22 protein-coding genes are annotated in these 21,302 nt (G+C 69.4%); 17 read left to right on the top strand and 5 right to left on the bottom strand.

What is annotated here, in order from left to right; genetic code table 11:
- Positions 1-2: 2 nt before the first annotated feature.
- From fliF to fliS, 16 genes are all read left to right on the top strand, one after another.
- On the top strand, positions 3-1,757 hold the full coding sequence (fliF, locus tag GGR47_RS07320) for a flagellar basal-body MS-ring/collar protein FliF (RefSeq protein WP_147036191.1): 1,755 nt from the start codon (positions 3-5) through the stop codon (positions 1,755-1,757).
- Complete coding sequence (fliG, locus tag GGR47_RS07315; protein WP_017980123.1) at positions 1,754-2,770, top strand: flagellar motor switch protein FliG; 1,017 nt, start codon at positions 1,754-1,756, stop codon at positions 2,768-2,770. The genes fliF and fliG overlap by 4 nt, the downstream gene beginning before the upstream one ends.
- The gene (locus tag GGR47_RS07310; RefSeq protein WP_147036192.1) at positions 2,763-3,590 is read left to right on the top strand and encodes a FliH/SctL family protein; all 828 of its coding nucleotides are present in this window, start codon (positions 2,763-2,765) and stop codon (positions 3,588-3,590) included. Before fliG ends, GGR47_RS07310 begins: the two co-directional genes overlap by 8 nt.
- On the top strand, positions 3,590-4,933 hold the full coding sequence (locus GGR47_RS07305; protein ID WP_017980125.1) for a FliI/YscN family ATPase: 1,344 nt from the start codon (positions 3,590-3,592) through the stop codon (positions 4,931-4,933). Before GGR47_RS07310 ends, GGR47_RS07305 begins: the two co-directional genes overlap by 1 nt.
- Positions 4,926-5,357, top strand: coding sequence for a hypothetical protein (locus GGR47_RS07300; protein ID WP_147036193.1), 432 nt, complete (start codon positions 4,926-4,928; stop codon positions 5,355-5,357). Before GGR47_RS07305 ends, GGR47_RS07300 begins: the two co-directional genes overlap by 8 nt.
- Before the next feature lie 37 nt (positions 5,358-5,394).
- Positions 5,395-8,424 (top strand): flagellar hook-length control protein FliK, encoded by a 3,030-nt coding sequence (locus tag GGR47_RS07295; protein WP_183949487.1) that lies wholly within the window; start codon positions 5,395-5,397, stop codon positions 8,422-8,424.
- 25 nt (positions 8,425-8,449) lie between these two features.
- A complete protein-coding gene (locus GGR47_RS07290) occupies positions 8,450-9,091 on the top strand; it encodes a flagellar basal body-associated FliL family protein (protein WP_017980127.1) in 642 nt (213 codons plus the stop codon).
- A 3-nt stretch (positions 9,092-9,094) separates the two neighbouring features.
- Positions 9,095-10,033, top strand: a complete 939-nt coding sequence (locus tag GGR47_RS07285) for a flagellar motor switch protein FliM (RefSeq protein ID WP_043060868.1) — start codon at positions 9,095-9,097, stop codon at positions 10,031-10,033.
- Complete coding sequence (fliN, locus tag GGR47_RS07280) at positions 10,030-10,320, top strand: flagellar motor switch protein FliN (RefSeq protein ID WP_017980129.1); 291 nt, start codon at positions 10,030-10,032, stop codon at positions 10,318-10,320. The genes GGR47_RS07285 and fliN overlap by 4 nt, the downstream gene beginning before the upstream one ends.
- Before the next feature lie 12 nt (positions 10,321-10,332).
- A complete protein-coding gene (locus tag GGR47_RS07275; RefSeq protein ID WP_017980130.1) occupies positions 10,333-10,587 on the top strand; it encodes a flagellar biosynthetic protein FliO in 255 nt (84 codons plus the stop codon).
- On the top strand, positions 10,584-11,483 hold the full coding sequence (gene fliP, locus GGR47_RS07270) for a flagellar type III secretion system pore protein FliP (protein WP_183949486.1): 900 nt from the start codon (positions 10,584-10,586) through the stop codon (positions 11,481-11,483). The genes GGR47_RS07275 and fliP overlap by 4 nt, the downstream gene beginning before the upstream one ends.
- A gap of 110 nt (positions 11,484-11,593) precedes the next feature.
- Entirely contained in the window at positions 11,594-11,863 is a 270-nt protein-coding gene (fliQ, locus tag GGR47_RS07265; RefSeq protein ID WP_017980132.1) for a flagellar biosynthesis protein FliQ, read from the top strand.
- Between the two features lie 141 nt (positions 11,864-12,004).
- On the top strand, positions 12,005-12,775 hold the full coding sequence (gene fliR, locus GGR47_RS07260; RefSeq protein ID WP_147036297.1) for a flagellar biosynthetic protein FliR: 771 nt from the start codon (positions 12,005-12,007) through the stop codon (positions 12,773-12,775).
- A complete protein-coding gene (gene flhB, locus GGR47_RS07255; RefSeq protein ID WP_017980134.1) occupies positions 12,775-13,914 on the top strand; it encodes a flagellar type III secretion system protein FlhB in 1,140 nt (379 codons plus the stop codon). Before fliR ends, flhB begins: the two co-directional genes overlap by 1 nt.
- Positions 13,915-13,965: 51 nt before the next feature.
- Positions 13,966-15,468, top strand: coding sequence for a flagellar filament capping protein FliD (gene fliD / locus GGR47_RS07250; RefSeq protein WP_063686578.1), 1,503 nt, complete (start codon positions 13,966-13,968; stop codon positions 15,466-15,468).
- Positions 15,468-15,866 (top strand): flagellar export chaperone FliS, encoded by a 399-nt coding sequence (fliS, locus tag GGR47_RS07245; RefSeq protein WP_063686580.1) that lies wholly within the window; start codon positions 15,468-15,470, stop codon positions 15,864-15,866. The genes fliD and fliS overlap by 1 nt, the downstream gene beginning before the upstream one ends.
- A gap of 217 nt (positions 15,867-16,083) precedes the next feature.
- Here fliS and GGR47_RS07240 read toward each other — a convergent pair whose 3' ends face one another.
- From GGR47_RS07240 to argH, 5 genes are read right to left on the bottom strand one after another with little or no spacing between them, the layout of a single operon-like run.
- Entirely contained in the window at positions 16,084-17,037 is a 954-nt protein-coding gene (locus GGR47_RS07240; RefSeq protein ID WP_043060870.1) for a zinc transporter ZntB, read from the bottom strand.
- Complete coding sequence (locus tag GGR47_RS07235; protein WP_147036299.1) at positions 17,034-17,795, bottom strand: precorrin-2 dehydrogenase/sirohydrochlorin ferrochelatase family protein; 762 nt, start codon at positions 17,793-17,795, stop codon at positions 17,034-17,036. The genes GGR47_RS07240 and GGR47_RS07235 overlap by 4 nt, the downstream gene beginning before the upstream one ends.
- Positions 17,792-19,054: a diaminopimelate decarboxylase gene (gene lysA, locus GGR47_RS07230; RefSeq protein ID WP_147036301.1), complete on the bottom strand. Its 1,263-nt coding sequence runs from the start codon at positions 19,052-19,054 to the stop codon at positions 17,792-17,794. The genes GGR47_RS07235 and lysA overlap by 4 nt, the downstream gene beginning before the upstream one ends.
- 7 nt (positions 19,055-19,061) lie before the next feature.
- Complete coding sequence (locus GGR47_RS07225; protein ID WP_147036303.1) at positions 19,062-19,295, bottom strand: flagellar basal body L-ring protein FlgH; 234 nt, start codon at positions 19,293-19,295, stop codon at positions 19,062-19,064.
- The gene (argH, locus tag GGR47_RS07220; protein ID WP_147036325.1) at positions 19,292-20,659 is read right to left on the bottom strand and encodes an argininosuccinate lyase; all 1,368 of its coding nucleotides are present in this window, start codon (positions 20,657-20,659) and stop codon (positions 19,292-19,294) included. The genes GGR47_RS07225 and argH overlap by 4 nt, the downstream gene beginning before the upstream one ends.
- 16 nt (positions 20,660-20,675) lie before the next feature.
- Between argH and GGR47_RS07215 the strand changes: the two genes are divergently transcribed.
- Complete coding sequence (locus GGR47_RS07215) at positions 20,676-21,257, top strand: TlpA family protein disulfide reductase (RefSeq protein WP_147036305.1); 582 nt, start codon at positions 20,676-20,678, stop codon at positions 21,255-21,257.
- Positions 21,258-21,302: the final 45 nt, after the last annotated feature.

The following is a 21,302-nucleotide window of genomic DNA, read 5'->3' as shown; positions in this document are numbered from 1 at the left end:
CGATGACCACTGCACTCGCCACCACCACGCCCGGTGCCGCGCCCGCGCTGCCCGAGAAGTTCGCCAACCCGCTGTTGCAGATCAAGTCTGTCCTGGCGCAGCCCGCGGTGCGCCGCAGCCTGCCGATGGCGATGCTGGTCGCGCTGATCGGAGCCGCCGCGCTGGCGTGGATGACACTGTCGACGCCGACGCAGAAGACACTGTTCCAGGGGCTGACCGACGCCGACAAGCAGGCGGTCACCGCCGCGCTGACCCAGGCGAACATCAAGAGCCGGATCGACGAGGGCACGGGTGCCCTGACCGTCGACGAGGACCAGTACAGCAAGGCGCGGATGCTGCTGGCGGGCCAGGGCCTGCCCAAGCAGGCACCCGGCGGCTATGCGATCCTCGACCAGCTGCCGATGGGCGTCAGCCGCGCAGTAGAGGGCGAACGCCTGCGCCAGGCGCGCGAGACCGAACTTGCCCGATCGATCGAGGATATCGACGCGGTCGCCGAGGCGCGCGTCCACCTCGCGATGCCCGAAGCCAGCGTGTTCGTGCGCGATAAGGCGTCGCCGTCCGCATCGGTGGTGGTCAAGCTGCAGGGTGGCCGCGCGCTGAGCCAGGCGCAGGTCCAGTCGATCATCAACCTCGTCGCCAGCTCCGTCCCCGGCATGAAGCCCGAGGACGTGACGATCGTCGACCAGATGGGCGCGCTGCTCTCCAAGCCCGGCGGCGCGAGCGGCGTCGATGCCGAGGGCGACGCGCGGCTGGAAATGCAGCGCAAGACCGAGGACAAGGTACGCCAGCAGCTGATCCAGCTGCTGACCCCGCTGGTCGGCGCCGGCAATTTCACCACCGAGGTGCAGGCCGACATCAACCTCGACCAGACGCAGGCGACGCGCGAAAGCTATGACAAGCAGGGCGCGCTGCGCGCCGAGACGGGCAATTGGACCGGCAATCAGGCGCCCAGCCCGACGACGCCCGGCGGCATCCCCGGTGCGCTGAGCAACACGCCGCCGCCCGCCAGCCAGTTGCAGCAGCCGCAGGCCGCGAACGGTGCGTCGGGTGCGGCGCCGACGCCCGACCCCTCGCCGGTCGCCGGTGGCCCCGCCCCCAACCCGAACAAGCAGAGCGACAGCTTCCAGCGCGCCTATGACCTGGGCCGCGAGGTGTCGGTGACCAAGGCGACGCCGGGATCGATCAAGCGCCTGTCGGTCGCCGTACTGCTGCGCGATCCCGACAAGAGCCGCCGCACCGCGATGGAGATCCAGCAGATCACCGATCTGGTGAAGAGCGCGGTCGGCTTCGATGGCGCGCGGCAGGATCAGGTGACGGTCATCAGCCGCAAGTTCGCCGATGCGACCGACGTCGCCCCGCCCGCCTGGTACGACAATGCCTGGGTGCCGGTGGCGGCGCGCAACGGCACCGCGATCCTGATCGCCCTGCTCGTCCTGCTGCTCGGCGTCCGTCCGATCGCCAAGGGCCTGATGGGCAAGCGCGAGGACACGCTGGCCAAGACCAAGGCCGAGGCGGAGGCCGCCGACAAGACCGACGCGCCGGACGGCGCCGAGGGCACCGAGGGCGCCACCGCCGGGATCGGCGCCGACGGCGCCGCGCCGCTGGGCATCGCCGTCCACGAGCCGGTGACGCTCGAGCAGTTGGAACAGCCGCAGACCATGGACGAACGGATCATGGCGGTGCGCGGCTTCACCCGCGACAACCCGGCCCGCGCCGCGCTGGCGCTGCGCGACATGATGAAGGCTGAAGAGCAGTGAGCGAAGCCCCCGCCCCGCGCACCTTCAGCGGCGTCGAACGCGCCGCGGTGCTGATGATGCTGGTCGACGAGGAAGAGGCCGCGGCCATGCTCCAGAAGCTCGATCCCGACGAGGTGCGCGAGCTGGGCACGGCGATGCTCAACGTCGCCGACGTCTCCGAGGAGGAGATGCAGATGGTACTCGACGATTTCACCGGCAAGGCACGCGAGCGCAACGGCATCACCTTCGATCCGCGCGCCAAGGTGCAGGCGCTGATGACGCGCGCGCTGGGCGAGGAAAAGGCCGAGAGCATCCTGGCGCGGATCGGACCGGCCGAAACGTCGAGCGAACTCGAGATGCTCAACTGGCTGGATGCACCCGAAATCGCGCAGATGATCGAAAAGGAGCATCCGCAGATCGCCGCGGTGATGATCGCCCATCTGCAACCCGCGGTCGGCGGCAAGGTGCTGGAACTGCTGCCCGAAGGCGTGCAGCCCGACATCCTGCACCGCATCGCGCGGCTGGGGCCGATCAACGCCGATGCGATCGAGACGCTGAAGACCGTGCTCGCCAACCGGCGCAACGGCGGCGGCACCACGTCGGGCGGCCTGACGCTGGGCGGCACGCGCGAGGCGGCGCTGATCCTGCAGGGCGCGCGCAAGGCGACCGAGCAGCGCGTGATGCCCAAGCTGTTCAAGATCGACAAGGAAGTCGCCAAGGCGATCGAAGAGGCGATGTTCATCTTCGACAACCTGCTCGACATGGACGACAAGAACCTGGGCACGCTGATCCGCAACGTCGACGGCGACATCCTGTCGCGCGCGCTGAAGGGCACCGACGAAAACGGCCGCAACCGCTTCCTGGGCTGCATGTCGGCGCGCGCCGCCGACGGCATCCGCGACGAGATGGAAGCGCGCGGGCCGATGAAGCTGGCCGAGGTGCTGGAGGCGCAGAAGGCGATGATCACCATCGCGCGCAACCTGGCCAAGGACGGCACGATCGTGATGGGCGCGGGCGACGACGATTATGTCTGACGCCTTCGCGCGCGGCACCGTGCCGCTCCAGCCGACCGACTTCGTCGCCGGCTTCGCCTCGCGCCACGACACCGCGACGCATCTGTTGCAGGCGGCGTTCGCGCCGCCGGTGCCCGGCTTCACCCCGCGCGACATGTGGGCGACGCTGGAGCGCGAGCTGGGCGGCGACGCGCCGGATTATTCGCGCGCGCGCGCTGCCGCCGACGATGCGGACGAGCGCCCGGTCGGACCGAAGCATTTCAGCCCCGCCGATCGCGACGGCGACAAGCCGACGCAGGGCTGGGACCCGCTGGACGCCGAGGCCGAACCCACGGCCTTCATCGATCCCGTCGAAACCGCGCATGCCGCCGGTTATGCCGAGGGCCTGGCCGCTGCCGCCGCTGCGGCACGCGAAAGTGGCGACCGCGACGCGGCGCTGATGACGCAGCTTGCCGCGGCGCTCGCCAACGGCCACCAGCTCGACCGTGACCGGATCGCGCACCAGCTGCGCACCACGGTGATGATGCTGGTGAGCAAATTGGTCGGCGAATGCGGCGTCGGCGCCGACATGCTGAACGCGCGGATCGAAGCGGCGGCGGAGCTGCTGGCCGATGCCAGCGAATCCGCGCTGCTGCGCCTCAACCCCGACGACATGCCCCTACTGGCCGATGCCTTGCCCAAGTCGATCTTCGCGGCGGCCGATCCCCATCTCGCCCGCGGCAGCTTCGTATTGGAAAGCACCTCTACCCTGGTCGAGGACGGCCCCGACCTGTGGCTCAGCCAGTTGGCGCAGGCGATCGAGCGCGTGCCGCTGCCCGTCGTGACCAACCCGGACGCGTGATGTTGAACCGCTTTACCACCGATTATCTGGAGACGCTGGGCGTCGCCGACTTCCGCCCCACCGCCAAAGTGTCGGGCCGGCTCGCCTCCTACGACGGCCTGCTGATGGAAGCGGTGGGCCTGTCGCTGCCCGTGGGCACGATCTGCGAGATCGGCGGCGGCAGCGCGAACGACACGGGCGCGGCGCGCGTCGAGGCCGAAGTGATCGGCTTTCGCAACGGCCGCACGCTGCTGATGAACCTAGGCGGCCCCGCCGCCTTGCTGCCGCGCGCGCCGGTGCGCCCGATCGGCCCCCCGGGCGAGGCGGAGGTCGGCGCGGCGATGCTGGGCCGCGTGGTCGATGGATCGGGCAAGCCGATCGACGGCCTGGGCCCGATCCGCGGTGCGGGCAAATGGCCGCTCGCCGGCAAGCTGCAATCGCCGCTCGATCGTGGCCGCGTGCTCCAGCCGATGGACGTCGGCGTGCGGGCGATCAACGGGCTGCTGACGATCGGCCAGGGCCAGCGCGTCGGCATCATGGCCGGGTCGGGCGTCGGCAAGTCGGTGCTGCTCGGCATGATGGTGAAGGCGGCCAAGGCCGACGTCATCGTCATCGGCCTGATCGGCGAGCGCAGCCGCGAAGTCGCCGACTTCCTCGAAACCAAGGTCGCGGGCGAGGCGCGCCAGCGCGCCGTCGTCGTCGCGGTGCCTGCCAACCATAGCCCCGTGCTGCGCATCCGTGGCGCGCTGCGCGCCACCGCCATCGCCGAAGCCTTTCGCGACGAGGGCAAGAAGGTGCTGCTGATCATGGATTCGCTGACCCGCGTCGCGCATGCGGGCCGCGAGATCGGGCTGGCGCTGGGCGAACCCGCCAGTGCGCGCGGCTATCCGCCGTCCGCGATCGCGATGCTGCCCAATCTGATCGAGCGCGCCGGCACCGACGTGCGCAGCGGCGGGTCGATCACCGCCATCTATACCGTGCTGGCCGATGGCGACGACGGCAACGATCCGGTCGTCGATTCGGCGCGGTCGATCCTGGACGGGCATATCGTGCTCAACCGGCATCTCGCCGAGCGCGGCGTCTATCCGGCGATCGACATCGGTCCGTCGGTCAGCCGCGTGATGACCGATATCGCGCATCCCGACCACGTCCATGCCGCGCGCGTATTGCGCCGGCACCTGGCGACATACGAGGAAAACCGCGACCTGGTGCTGATGGGCGCCTATCGCCCCGGCGCCGATCCGGCGATCGACAACGCCATCGCCGCGCATCCGGTGGTGATGGAATATATCAAGCAGGCATCGAACGAGACGGTCAGCCTGGACGAGGCGATCGCCGAACTGACCGGCGTCTTCGGTGCCTGACGCCAAAAAGCTCGCGCGCATCCACCGGGTGCGCACGCTGCAACTGGGGCTGGTGCGCGCCGACGAGATGCGCGCGCACGAAAAGCACGCCAGCGAAACCAGCCTGCACAACCGGATCCGGGCGCTGGCCGATGCGGTTGCGCCCGCGCCGGACACGCGCGTTTCCGCCGCATCGATGGGCGCGCAGGCGCATTTCCGGGAACGGCTGCACCAGTCCGCCGCCGCCGCGCAGGCGCGCGTCGACACCGCCGAACTGATGGTCAATCGCGCCGCCGAGGCGACCCGGTCTGCCAAGCGCGACCAGAGCGCGATCGAGAAACTGCTGGAGCGCGCACGCCGCACCGCCTTGGCCAAAGAGATGCGCGCGCTGGAAGAGACGCCGCCCGTGTCGCCACTGAGGGCAAAACGGCACGATCCTTGCTGACTGTCTCGGGACACCTCTGTCCGATGAGATGATGACCATGATCGACACTGCTCTTACCGTCGCCTCTCCCACCCCCGGCCATCCGGGCAAGGGCGCGTCGTCGGCGGGCGGTGATCTGTTTGCGTTGTCGATGCTTAAGATCGGCGGTGGTGAGGACGAGGCTGCCGTGGCACCGGGGGGTGCCGCGGCAGTCTTGCCTATCCTTGCGACCAAGACGGCAGCCGCTACGCCAGCCGGCGCGGCGGCAAGCACCTCGGCCGGGCGGCAAACGGTTGCCGCTCCTGGCATCCCGCTGCCGGCCGTGGCGGCGGCGGTGACGCCTGCGACGGCCCCTGCGACGCCCGAGGTCGATCCCGCGCTGGCGTGGCTGCCCGCGGTCAACATCGCGGTGCCCGCACCGCTCGAGATTCCCGCGGCGCTGGCCGCCAAGCCGGCCGCGCCGGTGGCTGCGAAGCCTGCTGCGATGGCGACGGCCATGCCGGCGATCCTTGCTACCCCTGTGGCTCCTGCTACCCCTGTGGCTCCTGCTACCCCTGTGGCTCCTGCTACCCCTGCGACCAAGGCGCAGACGCTGAGCAGCGGTACGTCGGTGAAGGCGATGGCGAGCACCTTGCCCGCGCCGGTTGCCGCACCTGCAGCAGCGACAATGACGGAGCCGGTCACCACCCCCGTCGACGTCGGTGTCGCGGCGGCACTAGTCGTTCCGGCGCCTGTCGCGGCGGCGGCATCGGCCGGTGCGGTGTCGGTCGAGACGGTGGTTGCGCCGACCGCCGCCGTTGCGACTCCGAATGCCGCCCCGAATGCCGCTGATACCGGACGGGCCGCGGCCGATGCACCGAACCCCGTCGCCGCGCCGTCGGACGCGCCGGTGCTCGCTACGCACGCCGCCGAGACCACGACCACGCCTGTGCCAATCGTGCCGCTTACGGTCGCTGCAGCGCGGATGCCCGATGTGGATCCCGTCGCGACGACGCAGCCTGTCGCGCACACGCCGGCTCCCGTCGATCCGTCCGTGGTGCTGTCGCCCGATCTGACCCCGGCCCTTCCCGCCGCGCCGAACGAGAACGCGCCCGCACCTGTTGCGACGACGCCCGGGGCTCCGACGATTCGCCTGCCGCAGCCGGCACCGGTGGAGGCGCCGATGGTCGACCTCGGCGCGGCGGACGCCCCGGTCGCCGCGGCGCCCGTTCCGCAGCCGGCCCAGCCTACCCCTACGCCCCTCCCGCAGACCGCCGCGGGTGCCAAGGCGAAACTTGTCGGGCGGCCGGCCGAGGCCAAGGCGGCTATGGCGGAGGCGCCCGCCCGCCCCTTGGCAGCCGCGAACACATCATCCGGCACCAAGGCGTCCGCTGACACCGATTCGACCGAGCAGGAGGCGGATGACGCGGCGGCACAGACCGACGGATCTACCGTCGTGCCCGCCAACGTCGCGCCGGTCGTCGATACGACGCCGGCCGCAGCGACGCCCGTCGCTGTGGCGCCCCAGCCCGAAACGCCGGAGCCGGAGACCAAGCAGCCAGAGGCGCGGCAGCCTGAGACGGCGCCCGCGCCCTTGGCGTCGCCGCGCGCCAGGCAGGCCACGCGTCCGGCCGTCGACGCGCATACGATGGTGGCGACACCCTCGCCCGCCGCGACGCCGGATGCCGCCATCGCGCAGCCGGCGCAGCATGATAGTGTCGTGCAGGACCGCACGGCGACGTCGAGCCCGATGCCGCACCGGGATACGGCGACCACCACCGCCTATGACCAGCCGGCGCTGAGCCGCGACACGCCCGTGCAGCCGGACACCGCCGCGGTCGCCACGCCGACTCAGACGCTGACCGTGCCGGTCGGGCAGACGGCCGCGACGCCCGCCGCCCCGCCGACCACGCAGGCTCCCTCCCTAGCGGCACTGACGCCGGTAGCTACAGCGCCCGCCACGACAGCTCAGGCGCCCGTCGCCACTGGCCCCCGCCCCTCCGCCCCCGGCCGCGGGCGTCAGGCCCCGTCCGCTGACGTGGCCGTCGCGTCGACCTCTGCGCCTGACGTCGTGACGTCCCCCGTGCAGCCATCAGGCCCCGTGCACCAGCTTGGCTCCGTGCAGCAGCCGGCCGCGGCGCCCGTCACGGCATCGCCCCCTACCGCCGCAACGCCGCCGCGCAGCGAGACGGCCCCCGCCCCTGCCCCGTCACAGGTCGCCGCACCCGCGCCGGTGATCGCCGCGGCGGCGCCGGTGCCCGTCGCCGGTGCCGCAGTCGTCGCCGACGCACCGGCCGAGCCTGCCCCCGCTGCACAGCCCACGCCCGCCCGCCAGACATTCGCCCGCGAAGTCGCCGGTACGCCGCGCCAGACGGTCGCGCTCAGCGCGCAGGCGCTGCCGCGGCTGCAACCGGTGGCCGGGACGACCGCGTCGGCGGCGGAGGTGTTCGGCGCAGCGATCCATGCCGCGAGTGCGGGCGAGGAGCGCGAGGCGCAGCCGGTCGCCCCGACGCCGGTCGCCGCGCAGGCCGTCGAGGTCCGCAGCACCGCCGCCACGCCGACGCAGGCGCCGCTCGACATGCGCCAGAACGACTGGCCGGCGACGATGATCGACCGGATCGAGCGGCTGCGCGACGCCGCCAATGCGCAGGACACGCGCATCCGGCTGGTCCCCGATGCGCTCGGCGCGCTCGACGTGTCGGTAAAGACGATCGGCGGCGCGCTGCACGTCCGCTTCGCCTCCGACAATGCCGAAACGCGCGCGCTGATCGAGGGCGCCAGCGCCCGCCTGTCCGCGATCGCCGAGGACCGCGGGATCCGCATCGGCCAGACGACGGTCGAGGCCGCCACCGCCGCCGCCAGCCAGCAGCAGGCGGGCACGTCGTCGCAGTCGTCGTCGCAGGGGCAGAGCCAGAACCAGAACCAGTCGCCGTCGACCCAAAGCAACACCGGCAACCAGCAGCAGACCGCAAGCCAAGCCCAATCGGGCCAGCCCCAAGGCGGCCAGCAGCAGCCCCGCCAGCAAACCTCCACCGCGCGCCAGCCCGACCGGGCTGCGCGCACCACCAACCCTGAGCAGGACGCCGCCGACGACGGCCGTCTCGCCTGATTCCAGTCGTTAAGGAACCCGAGCGATGAGCGACAAACCCGAAGAGGCCGAACCCAAGAAGAAGGGCGGCGGCAAGATGAAGATCATCGTCATGGTGGTCGTGTTGCTGGTGCTGGTCGGCGGCGGCGTCGGTGCCGGCGTCTTCGCCGCGAGCAGCGGCCTGATCGGCGGCGGCCATGCCGCGGCCGAGGAAGACCATGGCCCCAAGCTGGTCCCCAAATCCGAACAGAAGCGCCCCAAGGCGGAAGGCGAAGGCGGTGAGGGCGGCCATGGCGGCGGCGGCGAATCGGGCGGCAGCCACGACAGCGGCGGCGGCAAGCACGTGCCGTCGGGCGGGCCGGGCGATCGCTATGCCTCCAATTACTACACGATGGAGCCGAGCTTCACCTCGAACCTGCAGAATTCCGTCCATGTCGTGCAGATCGGCCTCGCCATCTCGACGCCCTATGACGACACGGTCATCGAGAATCTGAAGACCAACGACATCGCCGTGCGGTCGGCGGTGCTGCTGACGCTGGGCGACACGCCCGAGGATCAGGTGTTCAGCAGTGAGGGCAAGGAGCAGCTGCAGAAGCGCCTGGCGAAGGCAATTAACGATACGCTGACACAAAAAGAGGGATTCGGCGGCGTTAGTAACGTCTACTTTACCAATTTCGTTGTTCAGTGAGGCATGGTTAACGCCGCAGCAACCACCGAACGACGGACGCGCGATCGCGCCACCGCCGCGCATGCGTCGGTGCTGGGGGCGGCGAAGCTCAACCCGTTCGGCGACCTGCACACGTTGCAGCATCTGTCGGCCCGCTATGCCCGCACCTTGCGCGGCGTGTTCGAGCCGGTGCTGCGGCGCGAGGTGCGCACTTGGGCCGAGCCTTTGGTCGTGCAGCGCTTCGCGGATTATCGGTCGGAACGGCCCGAGGGGCTGACCGCCTGGCTGCCGATGACGATGGCGCCCAATGCGACGAACGGCCTGTGCGTGCTGGACGGCGTGTTCGTGCTGGAACTGCTCGATCTGTTCTTCGGCGGCACCGGCACCGCGCCTGCGGTGATGCCGGCGGAATTCTCGCCCGCGGGCGAGGCGATGGTGACGCGGCTGGGCCAGTGGATCGCCGCGCCGCTGCGCAGCGCCTGGGAGCCGCTCGCGCAGATCGACTTCACGCCGACCCGCGTCGAGATCAACGCCGCAATGCTGGCGATCGACGGCGAGGATGCGATGATCGTCACCCGTTTCGGCATCGCCGCGGGCGATGCGAAGCCGGTGTTCATCGACCTGCTGTATCCGGTCACGACGCTGAAGCCGCATGCCCCGACGCTGACCGGCAAGGTGCTGGAAAAGGCCGACGCCAATCCGGTGTGGCGCAATTCGCTGACGCGCGCGGCGCTCGGCGTGCGCTTCCCGATCCGCTCGGTCCTCGCCGAACCCGTCGTGCCGCTGTCGCTGCTGATGGACCTGAAGCCCGGCGACGTCATCCCGATCAGCTTCGGCCCCGAAGTGCCCGTCATGGTCGGCAGCGGCCGGCTGGGCATGGGGACCGTCGGCACCTCGAACGGCCATGCGGCCGTCCGCCTCACCCATCTCGACCGTATCGACGACGAAGGATTCGACGCATGAACGACATGACCGGCAGCTTTCCGGTGGAGGGTGGCGTCGCCGCCAATTTCCGCCTGCTCCAGGATGTCGACGTCAAGCTGACCGTCGAGATCGGATCGACCCAGCTGACGCTGCGCGAGTTGCTCGCGCTGGGCGAATCGAGCGTCATCGAGCTGGACCGCCAGGCGAACGAACTGCTCGACGTGTTCGTCAACGGCACGCTGATCGGCCGCGGCGAAGTGGTGACGGTGGGCGACCGCTTCGGCGTGCGCATGACCGAGCTGGTCTCGCCCGACAAGCGCGCCTGAGGACACGACGCCATGATGTGGTCCTATATCCTGAAGCTCGTCGTCCTGCTGCCGCTGGTGTGCGGCCTTATGATCGGCTGCCTGTACCTGTGGCGCCGGATCGAGACGCGGATGCCCGGCAAGCCGACCAACCGGCTGATCGCGGTCAAGGAAACGATGATGATCTCGCCAGGCCTGCGCCTGGCCGTGCTCGATTTCGAAGGCAAGCGGCTGCTCGTCTCGGTCGGCCGTGGCGGCGTCAACCTGATCGACAAGGTGGACCAGTGAGCCCGACGGTGACCCGGCTGGGCCATGGCCCGGCGCTGTTCAAGACCTCGCGCCGCCGCGACGCCGATGCCGGCGGACGCAGCGCGCACAAGTGGATCTGGGCGATCCTGGCGATCGCGCTCGCGCTGCTGATCGCGGTGCCGGCCTTCGCCCAGGCCGCACCGGCCGCCCCCGCCGCGGCGCCCGCGCCGGGCGTCGGCGATGCGGTGGACCGCGCGCTCGGCCAGCTGAGTTCGGGTGCGGCATCGGGGGGCACGCAGTCGGCGCCGCTGTCGCTGTCGCTCCAGGTCCTCATCATCATGGGCCTGCTGACGATCCTGCCGGGCATCCTGCTGATGATGACCAGCTTTACCCGGATCGTCATCGTGCTCGCGGTGCTGCGTCAGGCGCTCGGCCTGCAACAGACGCCGCCGAACCAGGTGCTGATCGGCCTCGCGCTGTTCCTGTCGCTGTTCGTGATGGCACCGACGATCAGCCAGATGAACCGCGACGCGATCCAGCCCTATGCCGCCGGCCAGCTCGCCGGCACGCAGATGATCGAGCGCGCCGGCGCGCCGCTGCACGCCTTCATGGTCAAGCAGACGCGGATCAAGGACGTCACGATGTTCGCCGACATGGCGAAGTCGGGCCCCTATGCCAGCCCGAAGGACATTCCCTTCGCGGTCCTGCTGCCCGCGTTCGTCACGTCGGAGCTGAAGACCGCGTTCCAGATCGGTTTCCTGATGTTCCTGCCCTTCATCGTCATCGACCTGGTCGTCGCGACGGTGCTGATGGCGCTCGGCATGGCGATGCTGTCGCCGACGATCATCTCGCTGCCGTTCAAACTGCTCTTGTTCGTGCTGGTCGATGGCTGGGCGCTGACGATGGGCAGCCTCGCCAACAGCTTCGCGACCTGACCGCGTACTTCCGTTCGTGCTGAGCCTGTCGAAGCACGGTGAGACACAGGGCCTTCGACAGGCTCAGGCCGAACGGTGCGGGCTTGGCCACCGCCACAGGATACGAGACGATGGACGCCGATTACTTCCTCACCGTCGCCAACCAGACGATGTGGGTGCTCGCCCTCGCCAGCGCGCCGATCCTGATCCCTGCGCTGCTCGCCGGCCTGATCCTCGGCATGATCCAGGCCGCGACGTCGATCAACGAACAGACGCTGAGCTTCGTGCCCAAGCTGCTGGTCGTCGCGTTTTCGATCATGATCTTCGGCAGCCTGATCCTGGGGCTGCTGAGCGACTTCACCGTCGGCATGTTCGAGCGCATCCCGGATTTGGTGAAGTAATGATCTCCCTCTCCCATCGGGAGAGGGAAGGGGCCCGCCCGGCGCAGCCGGGTGGGAAGGGTGAGGGCGTCGCGCGCCTCTCACCCTCACCCTTCCGCGGCTCCGCCGCTCCCTCCCTCTCCCACAGGGAGAGGGATTGAGATGTTAGGATTCGGCCTCGCCATCGAACCCCAGCTGTGGGCGCTCATCTTCGTGATGGTGCGCGTCGGGGCGGCGTTTATCCTGGCGCCGGTGTTCGGCGCGGTGGCGATCCCGCTGCCGGTGCGTGTCGGGCTGACCGGCGCGGTCGGCATCTTCGTGCTCGCCGTCCATCCCGTCGCACCGCCCGCACAGGTGTTCGCGGTCGCGACCTTCCTGTCCGTTTTCTCCGAAGCCTTGGTCGGCGCCGCGATCGGGTTCATCCTGCAGATCGCCTTTGCCGCGCCGATGGTCGCCTCCGAAATCATCGGTGGGTCGATGGGTATCGGCTTCGCCTCGTCGATCGACCCGCAGAACGGCCGCTCGTCGCCGGCGCTCGGCCAGTTCTTCACGATCATGCTGACGCTGCTGTTCCTGTCGGTCGACGGGCACCTCGTGCTCGTGCAGCTGCTGGTGAAGAGCTATGAGACGATGCCGCCGGGCAGCTGGATCTCGACCGATCGGCTGAAGGACATCGCCTTCTTCGGCGGCTACGCCTTCCTCGCCGGGCTGCTTCTGGCGCTGCCGGTCGGCTTCCTGCTGCTCTGCCTCAACCTCGTCGTCGGCATGGTCAGCCGCGCCGCGCCCTCGCTCAACCTGTTCTCGGTCGGCCTGCCCGCCAGCCTTGCGGTCGGCGTCGTCGCGCTCGCCGTCGCCTTCCCGGCGATGGGCGATTACATGCTGGTCATCATCCGCGAAGGCCTCGCCGCCACCGATACGCTGGTGAACGGCTGATGTCGGGAGGCGGCGACAAGACGGAAGCGCCAACCCAAAGGCGCAAGGAAAAGGCCGCAGAAGACGGCAATATCCTCAAGTCCAAGGATTTCGCGACCGCCCTCGTCGTCATGGCGGGCGTCGCGTGGCTGATCTTCGCCGGACCGTCGCTGATCGCCGCCTGCAAGGCGGTGATGACCGCAAGTTTCCAGTTCGACCGCACCGACGTCGAGGATTTCTCGCCGTGGCGGCCGCTGCAACAGGCGGGGTGGAAGCTGCTGCCTTCGCTCATCACGTTGTTCGCGGTCAGCGTGATCGCGACGATCATCAGCTCGGCCGGCCTCGGTTCGCTGACGTGGAACAACAAGCTGATCGCGTTCAAGGGCGAGCGCATCAACCCGGCGTCGGGCCTGAAGCGCATCCTGGGGCCGCAGGGGTGGATCGAACTCGGCAAGTCGCTGCTGAAGGTCGTACTGCTCGCAGTGATCGGCGGCTATATGCTGTGGAAGTCGAGCCGCACGACGCTGGGCCTGTCGTCGTCCAGCCTGGGCGAGGCCGTAGGGGCGCTGGGCGGCACGTTCACCGGCATCATGATCGCCATGGCCGCCGGCCTCGTCGCGATCGCGCTGTTCGACGTGCCGATCCAGATCATCCAGCTGCTCTCCAAGCTGAAGATGACCAAGCAGGAGGTCCGCGACGAGCATAAGGAAACCGAAGGCTCGCCCGAGGCCAAGGGCCACCAGCGCAGCGTGCAGCGCGCGATGGCGAAGGGCGGCGTGCGCAAGGCGGTGGCGGAGGCGCATGTCGTGCTCACCAACCCGACGCACTTCGCGGTGGCGTTGCGGTACGACCGTGGGCGCGACCAGGTGCCGGTGGTGGTCGCCAAGGGCCGCGGCGCGACCGCGCTGGCGATCCGCGAAGTGGCGGGCGAGGCGCGCGTGCCGATCCTGGAATATCCGATGCTCGCCCGCGCCATCTATTACACCACGCGTGAGAACCAGGAGGTCCGCGACGATCTGTACGTCGCGATCGCCACCGTGCTCGCCTTCGTCTTCAACCTGAACGCCGCGGCGGGCGGCACCGCGCAGCCGCCGGTGGAGGTGCCCGAGAGCGCGCGGTTCGACGAACACGGCATCAAGATTTCGGCGAAAACCCCTTAACCTTTGCACGGCGGCGGCCGTTAATCCTGATGAAGCGCGTGGAGTAGACCAGTGGCCAGCACCGTAGGCAGCAGCACATCGACGCCGACACCGACGCCCACCCCGGCGCCCGCGTCGACGACGAGCCTGACCAAGAATGCGGCGCAGAGCCTGCTGACCTCGCTCAACGCAGGCTCGGGCATCGACATCGCGACGCTGGTCCCGGCGCTGGTGCAGGCGCAGTTCGCCGCCAAGACCGCCGCGCTGACCGCCAAGAACGACACGCTGACCGCGCAAATCTCGGCAACCAGCACGCTGCGCAACACGATCTCCAACTTCTCGACCGCGCTCGCCAGTCTGAGCTCCGGCGGCACGTTGCAGACGCAGCCCGTCAGCTCGAACACCAGCGCGCTTGGTGCGACCGCGATTGCGGGCGCCAAGGTGGGCCAGCTGTCGTCCAGCGTCTCGATCCAGGCGCTCGCGACCGCGCAAGGATCGCGCTCGGCGAAGATCGACGATCGCACCGCGACGATCGCGACCGGCAAGATGACGCTGACGTTCGGAACAGCGACGTACAGCAGCGACGGCACGCAGATGACCGACTTCACCGCGGGCAGCGCCCCGACCGTGTCGATCGACGTCACCAACGGCAGCCTCGACGGCATCGCCAGCGCGATCAACGGCGCGAAGGCGGGCGTCACCGCGACCGTCATCACCGATGTCGACGGCAAGTCGGTGCTGTCGCTGAAGGGCGCGACCGGCGCCGCGCAGGCCTTCACGCTGAAGGCGGACGATGCGGACAGCAAGCTCAACCAGTTCAACATCGGCAAGAACACCGGCACGCTGACCGGCACCGCGGCGAATGCGAGGCTGACCGTCGATGGCGTGCAGGTGCAGCGCGCATCCAACACGGTCAGCGACCTGGTGTCGGGCGTGACGTTGCAGCTCAATGCGGTGACGACCAGCGCGGTGTCGCTCACCAGCGTGCGGCCGACCAGCGCGCTGGCGCAAGCGGTCGGCGATTTCGTCGATACCTACAACCAGGTGTTCGCCAGCGTGAAGGGCGAGATCGACCCGACGAACGGCGACCTGAAGGGCGATACCGCCGCTGCGACGCTGATGCGCTCGCTCCAGGCCCTGACGACCAAGGGGCTGGTGTCGGATGACGGGAGCGGCGCACCGACGACGCTGGCGCAGCTGGGCGTCGCGACCAATCGCGACGGCACGCTGAAGGTCGATACGACGACGCTCAACCGCGTGCTCGCCGCCAATCCCGACCAGGTCGAGGCGATGTTCGCCAGCACGTCGAGCAATGCGCTCGGCCTCTCCAGCACGCTGTCGAGCATCTCGCTGACCACGTCGAGCAGCATTTACGGCCTCGGCGCATCGGCGACCCGCTATACGCAGGCAAAGAGCGATCTGGCGAAACAACAGGATCAGGTCTCGCTGTTGTCGGATGCGATGAACAAGCGGCTGACGCAGCAATTCTCGTCGATGAACAGCAAGGTCAGCGCGTACAAGTCGACGCAGACCTTCCTCGACAACCAGATCAAGGCTTGGAACAAGAGCAATTGATGGCTTACGCGACCGCACTTTCGGGCGACCCCTATGCCACCTATCGCCAGATCGACGTCGTCGGCCGCACGGCCGAGGCGCAGGGGCCGGGCCTCGTCCAACTGCTCTACGAAGAGCTCATCTCGGCGCTGCGCGCAGCGGCCTGGGCGATGGACAACAACCAGCTGCGCACCAAGAGCGAGCGCGTGACGCGCGCGACCGCGATCCTGTTCGCGCTGGAATCGGGCCTCGATTTCGAACGCGGCGGCGAGGTGTCGAACACGCTGGCGCGGCTCTACGCCGGTATCCGCCGGACGGTGGTCGATGCTTCGGTCGGCACCGATTCGGCACCGTTCCGCGATGCGGCGAGCAGTCTGTCGGAAATCGCCGAGGCGTGGCGCACCGCGCGCGCGGCGTAAAATCCCATTCCTCCCCCGCCAGGGGGAGGTGGCGCCGCCAAAGGCGGTGACGGAGGGGGAGGATACGGCGAACGCGCCGCATGTGGAAACGCCCCCCTCCACCACCCGCTTCGCCGGAGTAATGGGTCGGATCGTCCCCCGGACGATCCTCGAACGTGCGGGGCACGTTCGACCCATCACTCCCCCCTCCCCCGCTAAAGCGAGGGAGGACTTAGGATTACTTCTGAAACCAATGCTGCTGGACGAAATAGCCCAGCACCGTGACGGTGATCAGCCCGCACAGCCCCATGATCGCATCGAACGCCCAAGGCTCCTGTGCATAGGGTAGATGCGCGACGTTCATGCCGTACAGGCCGGTGATGAAGGTGAGCGGCAGGAACACCATCGCGACGATCGAGATGATGAGCGAGCGGCTGTCGATCTGCTCGCTGCGCAAGTCGGTCAGCGCCTCGTGCATCAACGAGGCGCGTTCGCGGATCGCCTCCAGCTCCTCCGCCATGCGCGCGGCGCGGTCGGCGGCAGCGGACAGGTGGCGGCGATCGTCCTCGGCCAGCCAGGCGCCGGGCAGTTCGGCGAGCTTTTCCAGCGCGGCGCGCTGCGGCGACAGGAAGCGGCGATAGCCGATCGCGGCGACGCGCACGCGCGTGACGGTGCGGCGCAGGTCGAAGACGCGATTGGCGTCGAGCCGCTCCTCGCAATCGTCCAGCTCGTCGCCCAGGTCCGCGACATGCGGGTCGAGATCGGCGGTGATCGCGGTGGCGAAGGCGGAGATGAGGTCGCCCGGATCGGCGACATGGCCCGATTCCACCTCTTTCTCGACCGCATCGACCGCATAGAGCGGGCGGCGGCTGACCGAATAGACGTGGCCCTTGATCGCCCAGATGCGGACCGAGGCGAGCGCGTCGCCGCTGGTCTGTTCGTCGGTGGAGCGGCCACGCAGGTTGAGCAGCGCGCCCTGTTCGAACGCCTCGCAGCGCGGGCGCGTCTCCATCGCGGTCAGCGCGTCGACGACATAATCGTCCAGCCCCGCCGCATCGCGCAGCCAGATCTGCGCACGCTCCTCGGTGGTGTTGAGGTGGACCCAGACGAAGTCCGCCGGATCGGCCAGCGCCTGCTTGACCGCGACGCGCTCCGCCGATCGGCCGTTGATGCGATATCCGAAACCGCTCATGCCATCTCCAGCTCGACCGTCAGGCCGTCGTGCGCCGCCATAGCCCCGCTCCACGCCTCGCGCACCGCATCGGCGCGGGCGCGGTCGAGGATCGCCGCGGGAACGCCCGGGTGGAAGACGACGCGGTCGGCATTGGCGAGCCAGCGCGCCTGGCGCAGCGTCAGCGCGTCGGGATCGGGCGAGGCAAGCGCGATACGGACATGCCCCTGCTCGATCGCCTGCCCGCCCGCGATCCAGCGCGGCACGTCGGCATCCTCACGCATTGGGTCGAGCGCCCCGCCCGCCGCCAGCGCCGCGCCGAGCGCACGTCGCCGCGTGGCGCCATCGGGATAATGCGCACGCAGCGCGGCGCGGGCATGGTGAAGCTGTTCCGCGAGCCGCCCGAGACCCGCCGGCAGCAGCGCCTCCAGCCGCTGGCGCAGCGCCGCGGCGAGGCCCGCCGACACGCCACCGGTGCCGATCGCGATCAGTACCGGCGCGCGGTCGATGATCGCGGGCGTGGTGAAGTCGCACAAGGCCGGGCGGTCGACCGCATTGACCAGCAGCCCGCGCGCCTTCAGCCGCTCGACCGCAGCCAATGCCGCGTCGTCGTCCTCGATCGCCACTACGGCGAGCGCCGCCGCCGCGTCTTCGCCGACGATCACCGCGCCCGCGCGCTCCAGCAGCCGCCGCTTGGCGTCCGCCGCCTCGCCCTCGCCCAGCAGGATCACCGGGCGGCCCGCCAGCCGGACGAACAGCGGCAGGCTGTGGAGGCTCACGCCTTCAGCCACTCCGGCACGCGCTCGGCGGCGAGGATCGTCTCGGCGGCGATGCGATCGGCGACGACGGCATAACGGTCGCCATCGACCAGCACTTCGGGGACGAGGTCACGGCTATTGTAGGTCGAGGCCATCGTCGCGCCGTACGCGCCCGCGGTGCGGAAGACGGCGAGATCGCCGCTCTTCACCGCATCGATCTCGCGGCCCATCGCGAAGGTGTCGCCGCTCTCGCACACCGGGCCGGCGATGTTGGCGGTCATCCGCTCGCCCGTCGGGGTCACCGCGTCGAAATCGTGCCACGCATCGTACAGCGCGGGGCGGGCGAGGTCGTTCATCGCGGCATCGACGATGACATAGGGGTTGGTGACGCCGGGCTTCACCCAGACGACTTCGGTCAGCAGCACGCCCGAATTGCCGGCGATGACGCGGCCGGGTTCGAACATCAGCTCGACGTCCCACCCCTGCGTCGCGCGTGCCACCATCGCGCCATAGTCCGCCGGGCTCGGCAGCACGTCGCCGGCCCTGTAGGGCACGCCGAGACCGCCGCCCAGGTCGACACGGGTGATCGTGTGGCCACGGCGGCGCAGTTCGGCGACCAGCTCGCCGATGCGGCGGTAGGCCTCTTCCAGTCGCGACAAATCGCTCAACTGGCTGCCGATGTGGCAGGCGACGCCGCGCAGGTCGAGGCCGTCGAGCGGTGCCAGCCGGTCGAACATGTCGGGGGCCTGGTCGATCGGGACACCGAACTTGTTCTCGGCGCGCCCCGTGGAGATCTTGGCGTGCGTGCCGGCGTCGACGTCGGGGTTCACGCGCAGCGTCGCGGGCGCGCGCTTGCCCTTGGCATGCGCGATCTCGGCGAGGACGACGCCCTCTTCCTCCAGCTCCAGGTTGAACTGGCCGATGCCGGCGTCGATCCCGCGCGCGAGTTCGGCCCGCGTCTTGCCGACGCCCGAAAACACGATGTCCGCCGCCGGAATGCCCGCCGCGAGCGCACGCGCCATCTCGCCGCCTGAGACGACGTCGGCGCCATAGCCCTCTTCGGCAAGCACGCGCAGCACGGCGAGGTTGGGATTGGCCTTGATCGCATAGGCCAGATGGATGCGGCCGACATGCTTCAGCCCCTCGCGGAACACCTGCGCGTGACGACGGAAGGTGTTGGTCGAATAGACGTAGACGGGGGTGCCCACCTCTTCGGCGATGCGGGTGAGCGGCACGTCCTCGCAGTGGAGCACGCCGTCGCGGTAATCGAAATGGTTCATGGATGTATCAGTTCGGCGGGAGGTCGAATTCGTCGCTGCGGCGGGCTTCGGACTGTTTGAGCAGTTCGTCGCTGCGCTGCGGCCGCTGCTGAGTCGTTGGGGTGAGCAGCTGGTTCGCGGTCGGCGTCGCGGTCGCGCCATAGGGGGCGGGCGGCAGTTTCGCGCCGGGCGCGGGCTGCAATTCCTTGGCGGCGCCGCAGCCGGCGAGCGTCAAAGCCAGGAGCGGAATCAGGCGCTTCATGACAGGCTCTCCCGCGCCGCCCGGATCGCAGCGCGCACATTGGCGGGCGCGGTGCCGCCGAAGCTCGTCCGGCTGGCGACCGAGGCGTCGACCGACAGCACGTCGTACAGGCTTTCGTTGACGCGCGCGTCGATCGCCTGGAATTCGGCGAAGGGCAGTTCGTCGAGCCGCACGCCCAGTTCCTCGGCGCGCTTCACCGCGCGCCCCGTGACGTGATGCGCCTCGCGGAACGGCAGCCCCGCCTCGCGCACCAGCCAGTCGGCGAAATCGGTCGCGGTGGCGAAGCCGCTTTCGGCGAGGCCACGCATGCGATCGGTGCGGAAGGTCGCGCTTTCGACCATGCCGGTCATCGCCGCGATCGACAGGCCGAGCAGGTCGTGCGCCTCGAACACCGGCGGTTTGTCGTCCTGCATGTCCTTCGAATAGGCGAGCGGCAGGCCCTTCATCGTCACCATCAGCGCGGTCTGGCAGCCGAGGATGCGCCCGGCATGGCCGCGTACCAGTTCGGCCGCATCGGGATTGCGCTTCTGCGGCATGATCGAGCTGCCGGTCGACCATTGGTCGGACAGCGCGACGAAGCCGAACGGCTGCGATGCCCACAACACGAACTCTTCGGCCAGGCGGCTGAGGTGCAGCGCGGTCTGCGTCGCGGCGGTGAGGTAATCGAGCGCGAAGTCGCGGTCGCTCACCCCATCCAGGCTGTTGCGCGTCGGCCCGTCGAAACCGAGCGCCGCCGCCGTCATCTGCCGGTCGAGCGGGAAGCTGGTGCCGGCGAGCGCGGCGGATCCCAGCGGGCACAGGTTCATCCGCGCCCGCGCGTCGCGGAAGCGCGAGATGTCGCGTGCGGTCATCTCGACATAGGCCATCAGGTGATGGCCCAACGTCACCGGCTGTGCGGATTGCAGGTGGGTGAAGCCGGGCATCACCGCATCGGCATGCTCCTCGGCGCGGGTCAGCAGCGCGTGGGTCAGGCCGGTCAGGGCATCCAACACCTGATCGATCGCATCGCGCACCCACAGGCGGAAATCGGTCGCGACCTGATCGTTGCGGCTGCGCGCAGTGTGCAGGCGGCCGGCGACCGGGCCGATCGAAGCCGCCAGCTTCGCCTCGGTCAGCATGTGGATGTCTTCGAGGCTGAGGTCTTCGGGCACGCCGTTCGCGGCATAGTCCGCGGCGACCGTGTCCAGCCCCGCGTCGATCGCGGCGGCATCCTCGGCCGACACGATGCCCTGTTTCGCCAGCATCGCGACATGCGCCTTCGATCCGGCGATATCCTGACGCCACATCCGCTTGTCGAAGGGGATCGAGGCGTTAATCTCGCGCATTACCGCAGCAGGGCCTTCGGCAAATCTGCCGCCCCACATCGAATTGGAACCGCTCATGTCCGCACGCGTCGCGATCGTCTGTCTCCTGGCGCTGATGGCCGCAGGCTGCGATAGGCAAAGCGCCGCCCCCGGGCAAGCGAACACGGCCGATACGAACACAGCGTCGCCCGACGAAGCGACCGCTCCGGCCGCCACGACCGCGCAGGTCGGCGTCGACCGCAGCCATGCCGGCGAGGCCGCGCCGAGCACGCCGTTCAAGGGGCCGGACGGCAAGCCCACCACCCTCGCCGCGTTCAAGGGCAAGCCGGTGCTCGTCAATCTGTGGGCGACGTGGTGCGGCCCCTGCATCGCCGAACTGCCGACGCTGGAGGCGCTGGCGAAGCGCGGCACCGTGCGCGTCGCGGCGATCAGCCAGGATACGCAAGGTGCGGACAAGGTGCCCGTGTTCCTGAAGGCCCATGGCGCGCCGTCGCTGACGCCCTACGTCGACGATCAGATGGCGCTGTCGCTGGGGTGGAACGCGAACCTGCCGACGACGGTGCTGTTCGATTCGGCGGGTAAGGAGGTGTGGCGCTGGAAGGGCGGCAACGACTGGGCCGGCGCGGATGCGGCGAAGCTGATCGCGGAGGCGAAGTAAGGGGTCTTTCCAGACGACCCGTCACCCCGGACGAGTTCCGGGGTC

Origin of the sequence: Sphingomonas aquatilis, assembly GCF_014196115.1 — a bacterium.
Classification (GTDB): domain Bacteria; phylum Pseudomonadota; class Alphaproteobacteria; order Sphingomonadales; family Sphingomonadaceae; genus Sphingomonas; species Sphingomonas aquatilis.
Note: the sequence above shows the minus strand (reverse complement) of the source record. Positions and strands in the feature narration are given on the sequence as shown.

What these genes read in the sequence shown, in the direction of transcription:
- fliS (WP_063686580.1), top strand. Translation starts at nt 15,468, where the DNA reads ATGGCTTACGCGACCGCACTTTCGGGCGACCCCTATGCCACCTATCGC.
- argH (WP_147036325.1), bottom strand. Translation starts at nt 20,659, where the DNA reads ATGTGGGGCGGCAGATTTGCCGAAGGCCCTGCTGCGGTAATGCGCGAG.
- fliR (WP_147036297.1), top strand. Translation starts at nt 12,005, where the DNA reads ATGTTAGGATTCGGCCTCGCCATCGAACCCCAGCTGTGGGCGCTCATC.
- lysA (WP_147036301.1), bottom strand. Translation starts at nt 19,054, where the DNA reads ATGAACCATTTCGATTACCGCGACGGCGTGCTCCACTGCGAGGACGTG.
- GGR47_RS07285 (WP_043060868.1), top strand. Translation starts at nt 9,095, where the DNA reads ATGGTTAACGCCGCAGCAACCACCGAACGACGGACGCGCGATCGCGCC.
- GGR47_RS07240 (WP_043060870.1), bottom strand. Translation starts at nt 17,037, where the DNA reads ATGAGCGGTTTCGGATATCGCATCAACGGCCGATCGGCGGAGCGCGTC.
- GGR47_RS07310 (WP_147036192.1), top strand. Translation starts at nt 2,763, where the DNA reads ATGTCTGACGCCTTCGCGCGCGGCACCGTGCCGCTCCAGCCGACCGAC.
- flhB (WP_017980134.1), top strand. Translation starts at nt 12,775, where the DNA reads ATGTCGGGAGGCGGCGACAAGACGGAAGCGCCAACCCAAAGGCGCAAG.
- GGR47_RS07215 (WP_147036305.1), top strand. Translation starts at nt 20,676, where the DNA reads ATGTCCGCACGCGTCGCGATCGTCTGTCTCCTGGCGCTGATGGCCGCA.
- fliF (WP_147036191.1), top strand. Translation starts at nt 3, where the DNA reads ATGACCACTGCACTCGCCACCACCACGCCCGGTGCCGCGCCCGCGCTG.
- GGR47_RS07275 (WP_017980130.1), top strand. Translation starts at nt 10,333, where the DNA reads ATGATGTGGTCCTATATCCTGAAGCTCGTCGTCCTGCTGCCGCTGGTG.
- fliQ (WP_017980132.1), top strand. Translation starts at nt 11,594, where the DNA reads ATGGACGCCGATTACTTCCTCACCGTCGCCAACCAGACGATGTGGGTG.
- GGR47_RS07290 (WP_017980127.1), top strand. Translation starts at nt 8,450, where the DNA reads ATGAGCGACAAACCCGAAGAGGCCGAACCCAAGAAGAAGGGCGGCGGC.
- GGR47_RS07305 (WP_017980125.1), top strand. Translation starts at nt 3,590, where the DNA reads ATGTTGAACCGCTTTACCACCGATTATCTGGAGACGCTGGGCGTCGCC.
- GGR47_RS07295 (WP_183949487.1), top strand. Translation starts at nt 5,395, where the DNA reads ATGATCGACACTGCTCTTACCGTCGCCTCTCCCACCCCCGGCCATCCG.
- GGR47_RS07225 (WP_147036303.1), bottom strand. Translation starts at nt 19,295, where the DNA reads ATGAAGCGCCTGATTCCGCTCCTGGCTTTGACGCTCGCCGGCTGCGGC.
- fliN (WP_017980129.1), top strand. Translation starts at nt 10,030, where the DNA reads ATGAACGACATGACCGGCAGCTTTCCGGTGGAGGGTGGCGTCGCCGCC.